Here is a 15,387-nt window from a genome sequence, read left to right as displayed (position 1 = left end):
GGGCTTTTTTTATTCACTTTACCTGCCTCCATTGGCCTGTAAGTCCGCCAAGCAAGCAGCGTCCAGTTCAGGGATATCGCCGCCACTGATCATGTTGACCAGGCCTTCACCGGTCTCCGCGGTCCAGAACATCAAACAGTCCTCGGCCGTACAATGTCTGCCATGTTCCGTATCCTGATGCGCACTTTGTAATGGGGTGCCTGCATTGACCAAGCCCAACAAATGGCCAAACTCATGGTCAAGTACGGTGCTTTCCAACACCGTGGTACTCGGGGCCAAAGGCTGTCCACTGAATTCCCTAATGGTCTCGGCAAATATTACGAAGGAGGTGTTCCGGTAGGCTATCCCTAGGACAGAACCGTTCTCCGAATTTTCCGAATACGCCCCATCCAGGAACAATCCGAACACTTTGAGCGTAGAGCCCTGGTTGTAGGCGGTGCGCATGTCATCCTCAAGGTTACGGACATCGGCTATGGAATATGTGTCCTGTCCCGGGGATGGGATTTCAACCAGCTCGATGGTAATGCCGCCGGATTTGCGGAGCCGTTCGACCAAAAAGTTTTCGAAATGGTCCAAGGTGGATGCGCTTGGTTCCAATCCCTGCACATATTGGATCTCAATGTGCAGCTCGTCATAATTGACATCGTCCAATAAATCGCTTGCGGACTCCCCTACGGATTTCCGGTTTTCCGTTATGTTGTCGGACGCTTCTTTTCCGTCATCGTTTACATTGGGGCCACTATCAGATGAGCATCCCAATAAACATAATGTCAGAAGCAATATACCCAATTGTTTCATACAAAAATCCCTTTTAAACAGTTCCATGGTATTATAACGTCAATTGTAACAATAATTGTATCATATAAGGGGCGGGCCACAATTCCATTACGGATTAAACCCGTTCCATTTCCCTGCCCGACCCAAATTGCCCACAAATTTAAAAAGGAGGCCAGAAATCAGTTGACAGCCCTTGGAGCCTTTTTTGCCACGACATTCCATGTTCCTTAGTGGGTGTGGCAAATACGTGATGGGTCATTGTTCTTGTTTATCACAAATTGCCGGTGAGCAGCAATCCCCGCCCTTGTTTTAGATCAAGCACATAACGGCCCCAATGCTTAAAAATGTATCTTTGGGACATGCTTTTTAAAAATGTTTTAGGGCTCGAGCACATCAAAAACCATTTGGTGACCACGGCAGAAACGGGTCGCGTGGCCCACGCACAATTGTTTGTGGGCCCCGAGGGTTCCGGAGTGCTGCCCATGGCGCTGGCATACGCCCAATATTTGCTATGTGGCAATATGGGTGGGGAAAATGACGGGGAAAACACGGTGTGCAATACAAAATGCAACTCCTTGACGCACCCGGACCTTCACTTTGCATTTCCCGTTTCCAATTCGGACAAAGTGAAGTCGCATGCAGTGAGCGATCATTATTTGGAGGAATGGCGACAGTTTGTAAAAGATCAGCCCTATGGCAACCTGTTCGATTGGTACCGGCACATCGGTATTGAAAAAAAGCAGGGCCAAATCGGGGTGGATGAAGCTCAGGATATGGTTAAAAAACTATCCTTGAAACCTTATGAAGGAGGCTATAAAATCCTGATTGTTTGGATGGCCGAAAAAATGAACACCTCTGCCGCCAACAAGTTGTTAAAGTTGATCGAGGAACCTCCGAACAAAACCCTATTGCTCCTTTTGGCCGAAGATGAAGAGCAAATTATCAACACCATTCGTTCCCGTTGCCAAATTTTAAATTTTCCTCCCTTGGCCGAACAAGTGATTACCGATGAACTTATACAGCGGGGAGTGGCACAGACCGAAGCGCTTACCATTGCGTTGGAAGCGAACGGCAATTTTAACAAGGCACTTGATCTTTTGAACAAAGACTCTGAAGATTTGGTGTTCGAACGTTGGTTTGTGCAATGGGTAAGGAGCGCTTTTAAGGCCAAGGGCAACAAAGGTGCCGTACAAGAACTGATTTTATGGAGCGAGGAGGTCGCCAAAACGGGGCGCGAGGTCCAAAAAAAATTCCTGAACTATTGCCTTACCACGATGCGCCAGGCACTTTTGCTCAATTACAAAGCCAATGAGCTTGTACACGCCAAAGTACACTTGGAGGGCTTTGATCTGGAAAAATTTGCCCCTTTTGTTCATGAGAACAATATTTTGGATATTGTAAAGGAGTTGGAGCTGGCGATTTTTCACGTGGAACGCAACGGGAATTCCAAGTTGATTTTCACAGATCTCTCCATTAAACTTACTCGGCTTTTGCATGTAAAGGCCGCCTAAATAAAACTAATCATGGATAATTTACTCTTCAATGCCACGGAAGTACTGCTGCTGATATTTTTGACCATTACTTTTTTACAGAGTGGAATCGACAAGCTTTTAGATTGGAAGGGCAATCTGGGTTGGTTGACGGAACATTTCTCCAAATCCATTTTTAAGGGAACGGTCCCCGTGCTTCTCAGCATTGTTTTGGTGCTTGAGTTGCTTTCCGGTATACTTTGTGGCATAAGTATCCTCCAATTTGCCATAAATGGAGAAAGTGCTTTTGCTTTCTACGGAGCCACTATTTCTGCCGCGACTTTATTGATGCTTTTGTTGGGCCAACGGGTCGCCAAAGACTATGTTGGGGCCCAAACCATTGTGGTGTACTTGATTCCAACCCTGTTTTTGGTGTATTTGATGCAATAAAAGTGATTCCTACAATCCTGTTTGAAATTAAAAAAAGGAAAAAACCGTAGAACAAAAACACTCCCTTTTGGAACAGATCAAGCGCTATTTTGAATCAGAATTTGGGATTTCCCCATCTGATTGGGAGATTTTTTCTTCCAAATTGGAACGACATGAATTCCCAAAAAAAAGCACACTGCTTCGATTGGGGGATGTGGAAAACCACTTGTCGTTCATTGAAAAAGGAATTGTCCGCCTCTATATTCCCAATGAAGATGGGGAACTCACTTTTGGTTTTGTCTTCAAGGATGCATTTGTAAGCGCTTATGACTCTTTCCTAACCCAAAAACCATCCGAATATGTGGTGGAAACAATTACGGATACCGTGTTGTGGCGACTTAACCACAAAGACCTACAAGAGGTTTATGCTGCTTCCGCAGTCGGAAACTTAATCGGGAGAAGGGCCAGCGAGGAGCTTTTCTTGAAAAAATCGAAAAGAGAACTTTCCCTGCTACGGGAGAGCGCAGAACAACGGTATCTAAATATTTTTGAAGAACGCCCAGAGTTGATACGTCGAATACCCTTAAAGTATATTGCTTCCTACATCGGTATTACCCCGCAAGCGTTGAGCCGCATCCGAAAGCGTATTTCTTAACCTGGGTTCATTGCCATTGAAGCGGTAATGATGGAATTTTGACAAAAAAAACCATGAAACCACTCCTTGTGCTTATTGCCACCTTTGTTATTTCTGCATCAATCTTAAAATTTACACGCGGACAATGGGATTATCAACTTGCCGGTAGCATTGCCATGGCCGCTATGTTAGTGTTCACTGCCATTGGACACTTTGTTTTTATAAGGGGCATGGCCGGGATTGTTCCCTCATTTATGCCATTTAAAAAGGAGTTGGTACTGGTAACGGGTGTTATTGAAATCATCTTTGCCGTTGCCCTTCTGTTTCCCCAGTATCAGGTTCAAGTGGGTTGGCTCCTTATTGCCTTTTTTATTTTGATTTTACCCGCGAACGTAAAGGCCTCATTACATCAAATCAATTATCAAACAGGGCAATTGAACGGCCCGGGAACAGCGTACCTTTGGTTTCGAATTCCACTACAGTTGTTTTTTATCCTCTGGGTTTATTTTACATCCATCCGATAAAATAAAAAACCCACTCCAAATGAGTGGGTCTTCTTAACCTATTTTTATTGCGTTTAGTTCTTGTACTTGTCGTTCAAAATGGTGAGAATGGCATCCGTTACATCTTTGGCTTGATCGCCGTAAATTACCGAGCCTCCGTCGCCACCGCCCAAAATGTAGGTGTATCCGTTGGCCTTGCCATATGCCCTGATCTCTTTTTTTACCTTTTTCACCAAGCTGTCCATTTCGGCCTGGCTTTTTTGTTGCAACTGTTGCTCTTCTTGTTGCAACTGCTGACCTATTTGCTGACCTCTTTGCTGCAATTGGGAATATTCCTCTTGCGCATTTTTCTGGGACATGCTCTGTGCCTTGCTCTGAAATTGTTGCAGTTCCATTTGGAACGCTTGGGAAATACTGTCCCTTTTTTTGGTCAATGCCTCGGCCTTAGTTTGGAATCTGGCATCGACATCAACTTTCTCTTGATAATCGTCCATGATCCTTACACTGTCGACATAGGCAATTTTGTTTTGCTGACATGCCATGGCTGAAATGGCAATAGCAAGCACTACTAATTTTCTCATCATTTACTTTTTATCGATGCGCAAAAATAGAAAAGCTTTTGGAATGCTGGTCATTAAGTTTTTTCAATCGCTTGTTTGGCTCGAAACACTATATAAGAAATTTTTATGGAAACTCGTGCAATCCATTGATGTCCTTTATTTTGACGGCCTTTGGAAACAAGTCGGTTTAAGCGCTTCTTTTCTGTTGAATACAATTCCACATCCAGCTCGTGTTTTGGGCAGCAGGGGCCTTTAAAATGGCTTATTTCTCCTTTTTAAGGATGTAAATCAACGAAGAATGCTCTTTAGTGAAGATAGCGGCAAGATTGGACCACAAGCCAACAAAAAATGCGCTGACCAAATACCATCTATTGCCTCGATATTTTTCAGAAAGCATGGAAACATAAAAAGCATCAAACCACATGGGTTTCATTTTGATGACTTCCAATTTGTGAGGGGCAAAAAGTTTGGAAATGGATTTTTTTGAAAAATGCCAAAGGTGTCTTGGCACATCATAAGCTGCCCAGTATGATTTGTAATGTTTGGCATCAAATGATTTAAAATTGGGAACTGCAATAACCAAAACTCCGTCATCTTTCAAAAGACCTGCCAATGATTTTATCTGTTCTTCCAAATTGGGCAAATGCTCCAAAACATGCCACAGCGTAATGACTTGAAATTTTTGCCCCGACAGATGTTCCAATCTTTGATGAAGTTCAATTCCCTTTTCCTTGGCCAACTGCCTAGCTTTTTCATTTGGCTCAACTCCAACGGCCTTAAACCCTGATTTTTGGGCTGTAATCAAAAAATCGCCAGTCCCAGCACCTAAGTCTAGCAGCGTTTTAGCTTTATGTATCTGATTTTCAATTATTTGAGTTTTATAATTGAGGTTTTTACCCTTAACCAACTGGTATAGCCTATCCGTGAACGAAGATTTGGAGTCCGTGTGGGAAATATAGTCCTCACTTTCGTAATACGGAGTTAGGTTTGTGGGTTGAGGCCGGGTCACCAACATATCCAGATCCTTGTCCCAATGCAATTCAAATGATTCGCCCGAAACGGAAAAGTCCTTAGTTTTTAAAAACAATTTCATTGTAATTATCTATATCCAAACATTCGCTTTTAAAATTCCGAAGATAGTATAAAACCGCATTCCTTTAAACCGAACTTTACAATACCTGTGGATCATTATTAAAATCCCAATCAACAGTAAAAAAACATTGGTTAGGTTTTTTTTTTGGAAAAGGCCTATCCGCTGTTGCGAGAACATCCAGTACAGGTTTCTTGATTTTAAAATGTATAATCCCATACCAAAACACTTTTGTTTGGATTCCTGCTTTCACAGGAATGACAATTTTTAGCGAAAACCACATTAGGCTCAAAGGTATTCCACTCAGCCTTGTTTGGGGGTCATTTCATAGAAACAGAAAAGGCGGTAAGGTTTGTATTATTTGCTTTGACGTTATAGCAATCTGAAAACAAAAATAAACCCTTTACGAATCCCTTGAAACAAAAACAACACTGTTCCACGTGGAACAGTGTTGTGGGTTATCTGCCCAAATATACCAACAGCACACTAATATCAGCTGGTGATACGCCGCTGATCCGTGAAGCCTGCGAAATGGTTACGGGCTGGATCGATTCCAGTTTTTCGCGTGCTTCGTAGGACAGGGATTTTAGTTTGGAATAATCGAAATTGTCAGGGATTCGGACGTTTTCCAATCGCTGCAATTTATCCGCATTGGTTTTTTCCTTTGCTATATAGCCCGAATATTTGACCTGTATTTCGGCTTGTTCCAACACCTCGGAATCCAATTTATTTTCTTTTACAAATTCGGAAACAGTATCCAATTGGAGCATGTGGTCCATAGTTACCTTTGGTCTGGAAAACACCTTGAAAAGTTTATCGGATTGTTTCACCAAAGCCGAATCCAAAGACGCTAAGATCGGATTTATTTCCTCCGTGGTGAAGCTTGTCCTTTTAAAGAAATCCACGAGGTTTTCGGACTTTTTCATCTTCTCCTCCATTCTTTTAAGGCGTTCTTCTTTGGCCAAGCCGATTTCATACCCCTTGGGCGTAAGTCTTAAATCGGCATTGTCTTGGCGCAACAAGGTTCTATATTCTGCTCTTGAAGTAAACATTCGATAGGGTTCCTCGGTGCCTTTGGTGATCAGATCATCTACCAATACCCCGATATAAGCTTCATCTCTTTTAAGAATAAACGGTTCTTTCCCATTGATTTTAAGGTGCGCATTTATGCCAGCCATTAAACCTTGGGATGCTGCTTCCTCATAGCCAGTGGTTCCGTTGATCTGTCCAGCAAAATATAAATTATTGACCAACTTGGTCTCGAGCGTATGCTTTAATTGCGTTGGGGGAAAATAGTCGTATTCAATAGCGTAGCCCGGTCTGAAAAATTTGACGTTTTCAAAGCCTTTTACGGATTTGAGCGCTTTGTACTGAACATCCTCTGGCAATGAAGTTGAGAAGCCATTTACATAAACCTCTACGGTATTCCAACCTTCTGGCTCCACAAATATTTGGTGGGAATCCTTGTCCGCAAAACGATTGATCTTATCCTCAATGGAAGGGCAATACCGCGGCCCGACACTTTTGATCCGACCATTGAACATAGGAGATCTTTCAAAACCCTCCCGAAGCAAGTCGTGCACCAATGTACTGGTATGTGTCATGTGGCAATCACGTTGCGTCTTCAAGATTGGGGTGTTTAAATAAGAGAATTTCTCAGGTACATCGTCTCCCGGTTGCACGATCATTTTAGAATAATCCAAGGACCTTCCATCCACTCGTGGAGGTGTTCCGGTTTTCATCCTGCCACTATCAAAACCGAGTTCGACCAGTTGTTCTGTAATTCCGGTTGCAGCTTTTTCCCCAGCTCTACCCCCTCCTAATTGTTTCTCTCCAATATGGATCAGACCATTCAAAAAAGTACCATTGGTAAGCACTACGGATTTTGCCCTAATCTCTAAGCCAAGACTTGTTCTTACCCCCACAACCTTGTCTCCCTCGATCAATAAACCATTGACCATTTCTTGATAGAAATCTGCATTTGGGGTATTCTCCAAAGCCATCCGCCACTCCTCTGCAAATCGCATACGGTCGTTCTGCGCTCGCGGGCTCCACATAGCTGGCCCTTTGGATTTATTGAGCATCTTAAACTGTATGGCAGACTTGTCGGTTACGATTCCGCTATACCCTCCAAGAGCATCTATTTCCCGTACAATTTGTCCTTTGGCTATTCCTCCCATTGCGGGATTGCAGGACATCTGACCAATGGTTTGAAGGTTCATGGTCACCAACAAAGTACTTGAGCCCATGTTGGCGGCAGCGGCCGTAGCCTCTGCCCCAGCATGCCCCCCTCCTACAACAATAACATCATATTCCTTTTCAAACATACCTATGGTTCCACGTGGAACATTTTTATTTTTTCTTCTTCCTTTTCACGCATGATCAGCTTCTCCTCTTTGGTCTTGTCCCCAAAACCGGCCAAGTGAAGAATGCCATGACTCATAACCCTGCGAAGCTCGTTTAAAAACCCAACATCAAACTTTGCGGCATTCTCTCGTACCCTGTCGGTGGATATAAAAATATCTCCCGAAAGCGTTTTCCCATCCTTATAATCGAATGTAATAATATCGGTAAAAGTGTCGTGGTTTAAATACTCTTTGTTGAGTTGTAAAAGATAATCGTCTGTGCAAAATATATAATCAATTTGACCAACAACAAAACCTTCGGAAACTATAATCCTATTTATCCAATCGGCATACTTGGATCTGTTGTGGAATACAAACTCACTTTTAAAATGAAACTCAATCATTATCGAAATAAACCTTTACCTTCTTTTCAAAATTTTGCCGCAAAGGTAACGCTTGTCTATTTAATATTTCAATGCTATTCTGGTATTCTTGAAGCAGTTCAGGCTTGGTAGTAACTGGATTGGTAAATTGATTCACATTTGTTTTGCTTTCGCGCTCCTTCTTTTCCCCTTGCATCATGGATGCGTTTTCCAACTTCATCAATTGGTGTTGAATGTTGTTGGCCTTACTTCGGGTGCGTTGGGTGATTCCGTTCTCCAACAAATCATTCTCAAAGTCCTCCATTTGTTGAATCAATTTGTTTGCAAGATTCCTGTCAGACTCACGCATCATATCCTCCAACTGTTTTTCGAGGTTTTGCCGTAAAAACTGCTGCTCCTTATAGATCTGGTATACTTCCTCAAGATCCATTTCCCCTAAACCATTTCCTTGTTTGGAACCTTTGTTACCTCCTTCTCCTTGCTCACCATCTTGTCCTTCCTTTCCTTGTTTTTGACTGCCTTTGTGGCCTTGTTGTTGTCCTCCCTCGTTATCACCTTGCTGTTCACCTTTACCTTCGGCTTCTTTGCCCTCTTTCCCAGAACCGTTCATTTTATCTTGGATGCCCTGTTGTCCCTTGATAATGTCGGGCAATTGAAAATCTTGCCCCTCTCCTTTACCTTGACCGGGCATCATGTTCTGCTGCATATTATCCAATACGTTGGCCAAGAAATCGGCCAAGGCATTCGTAGCATTTATTACGTATTGCTGATACGATGCTCCCTGGTAAATTTGATTATCGGCGATGCTTTCCAAAGATTTATCAATGTTGTAGTATACTTCGGTTATCTGCTCGTTCACAAATTCAGAAAGTTCCGCTCTTCGTAAAGAAAGTGCGAACAGGCTATCGTCCACATGCTCGAACAATCTTTTCAGGCTTTGTTGGTCCCTGACGATTTTGGAAAACTGGGACATATCAACGTCCGCTCGCTGTATGTTGTCGAACAAATTTTCTTGCTTAAAGGAAAAAGTGATCAAATTATCCAAAATCTGGCGTAACATTTCGGCGTCCTCCGCATCGGAAGAACCGCCGCCCATGGAACTGGATTTCATGGATTGGCTTATTTCCCGCATTTTTTGTGCAGCTGACTTTTGTTTTTTGGAAGCCTTATTGCCTGCTTCTTGCTTTTGCTTGGCTTGGGAAGATTCTTCAAGACCCTGGTGTTTTTTAATTTCTTCAAGAGCATCTTTTTGATCCTGCTTTACCCCATCCGTCTTCTTCTTATCAGTGTCAAGTTCCAATGGCTTTTGGAGCTTCTCATTATCTTTTTCCAATTCGCGAATATCCCTTTCCAACGCGTTGAAATCTTCATTCAATTGCTGTTGCTCCTTGCCACTAAAATCCTTCCCCAATTTCAACTCGGACAGCGTCTCTTGTTTTGTGGCCAACTCCTCCAACTTCTTTGAAATTTGGGAAGCCTTTTCCGTAACATAATAACGTTTGGTCAATTCCAAAATCTGTTCAAGGTTCCTAGTGTTCTTCCCCTGGTTCTTTCCTAATTCTTCCAATCGCTTTTGAAGGTCTTCCTTATCAATTTTATCCGCAACCTTGTTAAGCTCCTCAAGCAATTCAGCATTCTTTTTCGCTTCTGCTTCTTGACGCTCCAAACGTTCTTGAAGCATCTTCTTCATCTCAGAATTTTCGGAATTCTTATCAATACTTTTATTTAAATCCTGACTAAACTTCTGCATCAGTTCTTCTTGGAATTGCTGTTGCTGCAAAAAGTTCTTTATCTGACTCTTCTCTTCAAAGCTTAGCGACTTTTCCTCCTTTTGTAGCTTGTTTATTTCCGAGAGTTTCCCTTCCTGTTGCTTTAAATGTTGCAAAGCTTCCCCCATTTTTTTCATAGTGGAGTTTTGAAACTCCAACTCTCTGTTATTCAATTCATTAACATCGTATAGAGATGCTTTGAAAACAGTACTTTTTGTGACTTTTCCACCCCTAACCCCATCATTATCAACTACTTCAAAATATAACTTATACTTTTTTCCAGGCTGAAGGGACAATCCCGAAGGAAACGTATAGTAAAACTGGTAGACATTGGTCTTGGGCGATTCGAGCGAAACCCGTTGGATATTCTTCATATCGTCCGAAGGATAACATACCAAACGGATTTCCTTTAAACCATGATCATCGGCAGCCTGCCCTATATAATAAGATTGATTTGGCTGCAAAGAATCCAGCACTTGATTCACCTGAACGGTTGCCTTTTCATCCTTGATGACATTCAACCGATAAGCCAATTTTTCAAAATCCTTGACCCGTTCATTTGATGTGCTCAGCTCATAATCCAGATCATTGAACATCCGCCTTGTGTTTGAAAATAAGTTGTTGGATTTTTCAAAGGAAACAGTGGTGTCCTTTGTCATCATTTGTATATCGTCCACATAGTTTCCCTGTATCTTCCAAGTGACCATGGTTCCTTCGGGAACTTCAGCATTTCCTGTACCTGTAATTAGCACGGTAGGCAGATTAAGATAATTGGGATAGTCCAATTCCATGGCAAAATCGACCAAGGCCGGAGTACGGTGACTTTTGATGGAATAACTTCTGGAATTCCAACCGTTGGCTGTCAGGTAAAAGTTGGTTTCGGGAACGGGTGATTGAAATGTATACTCAAAAAACTCCCCGTTTTTTTGCATGAGCAATTGTTCACCATTTACAACCATTTGAACATTATCTGGACGAATTTCCCCAACTGTTTTAACTTGTATGGTCAAGGGTTGATTGTCCAATACTTCCAGATGATCGTTCATCAGCTGGAAAGAAAATGGCGCCGGTCTTTCGTAGGCCATGTCGTAATGCATTACCCTTTGGTGCGAGTTAAAGAAAGAAACGATATCACCCGTGATCCAAATAAAACAGAACAGGGCCAAAGGAATGAAAATATACTTGGCGTACTTATAACCGTCCTTAAAACTTACCGCTTCGGCAAAAGGAACCGGACCTAAATTTTTGGCCCTTTGCTCAATGCTCGCCAGCAAAAGATCTGACTTGTGTTGGTTCTCGGATAATTCGAGCAGGTTTAGCAGCTTGTCATCCACATGGGGAAAATGTTTGCCAATCAATAAAGAGGCCTCCCTATTGCCAATACCCTGCTTGATCCTAAAAAGATAGAACAAAGGCATCGCGATGTATCTGTACAACAGGTAAAATTCCACTACGACAAAAAGAAGGAACAGAGTGAGCCTCCACGACCCGTTCAGCCACAAAAGGTATTCAAAGTACGTAATGGCCATCCAGAACAGGGTTCCTAAAGTTAAAAACAAGAAGACTCCCTTTATCAATTGTTTGGTATAAAACCGTTTGATAAAGTCTTGCAGCTTAACGAGAATGTCTTGATATGCGTTCAAAATCGACACTAATTACAACCAAATTACCCGATCCTTGGTAAATCAAAAGAAAAAATTTGTTAAACCTTTATATTACAAGACCGGCAGAGTCAGAAAAAGACGAAATAAATTCCCTTTCCCATTCATTGTCGGGAATGTATCTTTGTGGTACAATCATACCCAATTATGAATCAAAACGTACGTGTTCGATTTGCGCCCAGCCCTACCGGGCCATTACATATTGGCGGGCTGCGCACCGCCTTATTCAATTATTTATTTGCCAAAAAACATGGTGGCGATTTTGTGCTACGTATCGAGGATACAGACCAAAACCGGTTTGTTGAGGGCGCGGAGGAATATATTATCGAGGCCTTGAACTGGTGTGGAATTCCTTTTGATGAAGGTCCGGGCAAAGAAGGTGGTTTTGGCCCATATCGACAAAGTGAGCGCAAGGGCCTCTACAAAGCCTACGCTTTGGAACTTATTGAAAAAGGTAAGGCCTATTACGCTTTTGATTCTGCTGAAACTTTGGACCACCATAGAAGAGACCATGAAGCGAAAGGGAAGACATTTATATACAATTGGCACAACCGTTTAAAATTGACAAACTCACTTTCGCTATCCGAGGAAGAAGTGAAAGCAAAATTGGAGGCCGGTGAGGATTATGTCATCCGCTTTAAATCTCCAGAGCATGAAGCCTTGTATTTGAACGATATCATCCGAGGTGAGATTAAAATTGACACCAGCATTTTAGATGATAAGGTGTTGTTTAAAAGCGATGGTATGCCCACCTACCACTTGGCCAACATTGTGGATGACCATTTAATGCAGATCAGCCATGTAATCCGTGGAGAAGAATGGTTGCCTTCCTTGGCCCTTCATACACTTTTGTACGATGCCTTTGGATGGAAAACCCCAAAATTTGCACACCTGCCCTTGATCATGAAACCAGTCGGAAAAGGAAAATTGAGCAAACGGGATGGCGAAAAAGGGGGCTTCCCCGTATTTCCGCTCACGTGGAACCAATCGGAAGGATACCGCGAGGCAGGCTTTTTCCCCGAAGCGGTGGTCAACTTCTTGGCCCTGTTGGGATGGAATCCCGGCACCGAGCAAGAAATTTTCAGTTTGGAAGAACTTGTCAGCGCCTTTACCTTGGAACGTGTGAACAAATCGGGCGCTCGGTTCGACCCAGAAAAAAACAATTGGTATAATCAGCAGTGGTTACAAAGAAAGTCCGATAAAGAACTATCCGAATGGTTCGCTGCCGAACTGGCAAAAAAACAAATTTCGTCGGAACAGGATTACGTTCAAAAAGTAGTGTCCTTGATAAAGGAGCGCGCAAGTTTTGTAAAGGATTTTTGGGAACTGGGAGACTATTATTTTGAGGCACCGTCTTCATACAATGAGAAGGCTGTCAAAAAGCAATGGAAAGAAGGTACTCCGGAAATCATGGAACAGCTGGCATCGGTCCTGAACAACGTTCAAAAGTTTGAGTCTTCAACCATAGAAGAAGAAGTGAAAGGATGGATATCCGACAACGAACTTTCCTTTGGAAAAGTCATGCCTCCCCTCCGCTTGATCATCGTTGGGGACATGAAAGGCCCTCATTTGTTCGATATCATGGAACTTATTGGCAAAGAGGAGAGTATAAACCGTATAAAAACCGCCATCGCCCAGCTATAGCATTGATGGATATGTAACATTAATTGACGAATGGCTACTCATACTATGGCCAAGTTTCGTAATTTCCAGTTCTAACATAAAATCATAAACACTATGGGCAACTATCTTTTTATACCTATTGCTTTTGTAGCGCTTGTCATTCTGTTCAAGTTCTTCTTTATTGTAAAACAACAAACGGCAGTGGCCGTGGAACGTTTTGGAAAATTCCATAGCATACGGAATTCCGGACTGCAATTGAAAATTCCTATTATTGACCGTATTGCCGGTCGTTTAAGTTTGAAAATTCAACAGCTCGATGTCATCGTCGAGACCAAAACATTGGACGATGTTTTTGTAAAGTTGAAGGTTTCCGTTCAATACGTGGTGATCCGCGATAAGGTTTATGAAGCATTTTACCAATTGGAATATCCACATGATCAAATTACATCTTACGTTTTTGATGTTGTTCGTGCCGAAGTTCCAAAAATGAAACTGGATGATGTCTTTGTAAAAAAAGATGATATCGCAAACGCCGTTAAATCCGAATTGCAAGATGCCATGTTCGATTATGGTTTTGATATCATTAAGACCTTGGTTACCGACATTGACCCGGATGCCCAGGTAAAAGCGGCCATGAACCGCATCAATGCATCGGAACGGGAAAAAATAGCGGCCCAATTCGAGGGTGATGCCCAACGTATTCTTATTGTTGAAAAAGCGAAAGCCGAGGCAGAAAGCAAAAGGTTACAGGGGCAAGGTATTGCCGATCAACGTAGGGAAATTGCCCGTGGACTCGAAGAATCCGTGGAGGTTTTGAACAAAGTGGGCATCAATTCGCAGGAGGCATCTGCCCTTATCGTGGTAACCCAACATTACGACACCCTACAGGCCATTGGTGAAGAAACGGATACCAATTTAATTTTGTTGCCGAATTCCCCACAGGCAGGTAGCGATATGCTGAACAACATGGTGGCTTCCTTTACGGCAAGTAATCAAATTGGCGAGGCCATGAAGCGCAAACAAATCGAAAAAGATTCTTCTTCTGACTCTTAAATGTTATTTTAATAGAAAAGAAGGGCTCCACTAAAAAGGAGCCTTTCTTCTTAATAAAGTTTTGGGAACCATATTCCAATTGTCCGTTGTCTATTTTGAACATCATACTTTGTCCTGAGCGTCAGTTTGAGAACTTTTTTAGACAAAAAGCACAATGGATTAATCCAATTTTTTAAGCAATTTTCTTGCAATAAAGGATATCGCAATTTTTTGTAGTAAGGGTGCCATTACACCAAGAATATTGGTTGGGTAAAGTTCTTTTTTGGTGTTTTGAACCGCAAGCTTCACTTTTTCCTCCTCAATCTGTCTTTGTAACTGTAGGATTTTAAGGTCGCGATCAATTTCTTTGAATGATGTGTATTGTGTCTGAATCATAATTCATCAAAATAAAATTTAGAAAACTCTTTTAAAAGCGGCTTTTCGATTTTGCTTCTCAACAGGAACATAATTATACCTATCAGTACATAAAATCCACCCACTACCAAAAAGCCCTCTGCTGTATTGCCAAGCATACTGCCTAACCAAAACGCAGCACTCAATGAAAGAAACAGTATGGCAATAGAGGCTATTCCGCCGATTAACAGCAGTTTGGTCGCCATCGTAATGCCCTTCATCATGGACCGAAAACTTTGGAGTCGATAAAAATCCAGACTGTTCTTTACGTAAGACCTAACGCCATCCTCTACATCATCTATCTGTTCTTTAATATCCTCGAATGCCATATATTACTTCTGTAATTGGGCGTTCTTCTTTTTTAGGTCTTCCAATTTATTCTCCAAGGCTACGAGAATATCATCCGCTTTATAGCTCATGTTGGAAAGTGTGTCCTCTAGCTTTTCCTCAAACTCTTCCTTTTTGGCATCGGCTGTCTTGCTGAACTCCTCTTTGGCATGTGTTATACTTTGGGCAATATCGTCTTTTGCCTTTACTGCACTTTTCTTAATTTTTTTTCTGGTCTTTTTTCCTTTGTCCGGTGCATACAAAATCCCTATTCCTGCTCCAACAACGGCTCCAGTTAATAATGCGGTTAATACGTTTCCAGTGTTATTTGACATACTATTGTAGCTTTTTAATTAAACATCAGTGAAAAA

Annotated in this window: 15 protein-coding genes; 6 read left to right on the top strand and 9 right to left on the bottom strand. The window is 42.2% G+C overall.

Going from position 1 to position 15,387, the window contains the following annotated elements; genetic code table 11:
• Positions 1 to 18: 18 nt before the first annotated feature.
• Entirely contained in the window at positions 19 to 798 is a 780-nt protein-coding gene (locus VM932_RS00560) for a membrane metalloprotease (protein ID WP_326276627.1), read from the bottom strand.
• Positions 799 to 1,136: 338 nt separating this feature from the next.
• Here VM932_RS00560 and VM932_RS00555 point away from each other — a divergent pair, with 338 nt between their 5' ends.
• The 4 genes from VM932_RS00555 to VM932_RS00540 all read left to right on the top strand — a co-directional run bounded on the left by VM932_RS00555 (position 1,137) and on the right by VM932_RS00540 (position 3,833).
• Positions 1,137 to 2,288 (top strand): DNA polymerase III subunit, encoded by a 1,152-nt coding sequence (locus tag VM932_RS00555; protein WP_326276626.1) that lies wholly within the window; start codon positions 1,137 to 1,139, stop codon positions 2,286 to 2,288.
• 12 nt (positions 2,289 to 2,300) lie between these two features.
• Positions 2,301 to 2,696, top strand: a complete 396-nt coding sequence (locus tag VM932_RS00550) for a DoxX family protein (RefSeq protein ID WP_326276625.1) — start codon at positions 2,301 to 2,303, stop codon at positions 2,694 to 2,696.
• A 67-nt stretch (positions 2,697 to 2,763) separates the two neighbouring features.
• The gene (locus tag VM932_RS00545; RefSeq protein ID WP_326276624.1) at positions 2,764 to 3,330 is read left to right on the top strand and encodes a Crp/Fnr family transcriptional regulator; all 567 of its coding nucleotides are present in this window, start codon (positions 2,764 to 2,766) and stop codon (positions 3,328 to 3,330) included.
• Positions 3,331 to 3,383: 53 nt separating this feature from the next.
• On the top strand, positions 3,384 to 3,833 hold the full coding sequence (locus VM932_RS00540; protein ID WP_326276623.1) for a DoxX family protein: 450 nt from the start codon (positions 3,384 to 3,386) through the stop codon (positions 3,831 to 3,833).
• A gap of 53 nt (positions 3,834 to 3,886) precedes the next feature.
• On the opposite strand, the gene VM932_RS00535 is transcribed toward VM932_RS00540, so the two are convergent.
• The 5 genes from VM932_RS00535 to VM932_RS00515 form a co-directional block, all read right to left on the bottom strand.
• Positions 3,887 to 4,393: an OmpH/Skp family outer membrane protein gene (locus VM932_RS00535; RefSeq protein WP_326276622.1), complete on the bottom strand. Its 507-nt coding sequence runs from the start codon at positions 4,391 to 4,393 to the stop codon at positions 3,887 to 3,889.
• Positions 4,394 to 4,634: 241 nt separating this feature from the next.
• Positions 4,635 to 5,465: a class I SAM-dependent methyltransferase gene (locus VM932_RS00530; protein WP_326276621.1), complete on the bottom strand. Its 831-nt coding sequence runs from the start codon at positions 5,463 to 5,465 to the stop codon at positions 4,635 to 4,637.
• A 455-nt stretch (positions 5,466 to 5,920) separates the two neighbouring features.
• Positions 5,921 to 7,789, bottom strand: a complete 1,869-nt coding sequence (gene mnmG, locus VM932_RS00525; RefSeq protein WP_326276620.1) for a tRNA uridine-5-carboxymethylaminomethyl(34) synthesis enzyme MnmG — start codon at positions 7,787 to 7,789, stop codon at positions 5,921 to 5,923.
• 2 nt (positions 7,790 to 7,791) lie between these two features.
• Complete coding sequence (ybeY, locus tag VM932_RS00520) at positions 7,792 to 8,211, bottom strand: rRNA maturation RNase YbeY (RefSeq protein WP_326276619.1); 420 nt, start codon at positions 8,209 to 8,211, stop codon at positions 7,792 to 7,794.
• Positions 8,204 to 11,611 carry a hypothetical protein gene (locus VM932_RS00515; RefSeq protein ID WP_326276618.1) on the bottom strand — a complete coding sequence of 1,136 codons (3,408 nt, stop codon included), beginning with the start codon at positions 11,609 to 11,611 and terminating at the stop codon, positions 8,204 to 8,206. Before VM932_RS00515 ends, ybeY begins: the two co-directional genes overlap by 8 nt.
• Before the next feature lie 156 nt (positions 11,612 to 11,767).
• On the opposite strand from VM932_RS00515, the gene gltX reads away from it, so the two are divergent.
• Both gltX and VM932_RS00505 read left to right on the top strand, forming a co-directional pair.
• Positions 11,768 to 13,264, top strand: a complete 1,497-nt coding sequence (gltX, locus tag VM932_RS00510; RefSeq protein ID WP_326276617.1) for a glutamate--tRNA ligase — start codon at positions 11,768 to 11,770, stop codon at positions 13,262 to 13,264.
• 93 nt (positions 13,265 to 13,357) lie between these two features.
• A complete protein-coding gene (locus VM932_RS00505) occupies positions 13,358 to 14,296 on the top strand; it encodes an SPFH domain-containing protein (protein ID WP_326276616.1) in 939 nt (312 codons plus the stop codon).
• Between the two features lie 159 nt (positions 14,297 to 14,455).
• Here the strand turns inward: VM932_RS00505 and VM932_RS00500 are convergent, their stop codons facing one another.
• The 3 genes from VM932_RS00500 to VM932_RS00490 are packed head-to-tail and all read right to left on the bottom strand — an operon-like array spanning position 14,456 to position 15,351.
• Positions 14,456 to 14,671 (bottom strand): DUF6327 family protein, encoded by a 216-nt coding sequence (locus tag VM932_RS00500; RefSeq protein ID WP_326276615.1) that lies wholly within the window; start codon positions 14,669 to 14,671, stop codon positions 14,456 to 14,458.
• Positions 14,668 to 15,018, bottom strand: a complete 351-nt coding sequence (locus tag VM932_RS00495) for a hypothetical protein (protein WP_326276614.1) — start codon at positions 15,016 to 15,018, stop codon at positions 14,668 to 14,670. Before VM932_RS00495 ends, VM932_RS00500 begins: the two co-directional genes overlap by 4 nt.
• A gap of 3 nt (positions 15,019 to 15,021) precedes the next feature.
• Complete coding sequence (locus tag VM932_RS00490) at positions 15,022 to 15,351, bottom strand: YtxH domain-containing protein (RefSeq protein WP_293166241.1); 330 nt, start codon at positions 15,349 to 15,351, stop codon at positions 15,022 to 15,024.
• Between the last annotated feature and the right edge of the window lie 36 nt (positions 15,352 to 15,387).

This window comes from Flagellimonas halotolerans, from assembly GCF_035818535.1.
GTDB lineage: Bacteria > Bacteroidota > Bacteroidia > Flavobacteriales > Flavobacteriaceae > Flagellimonas > Flagellimonas halotolerans.
The sequence above is the reverse complement of the archived record's forward strand: the minus strand, read 5'-3'. Positions and strand labels throughout refer to the sequence as shown.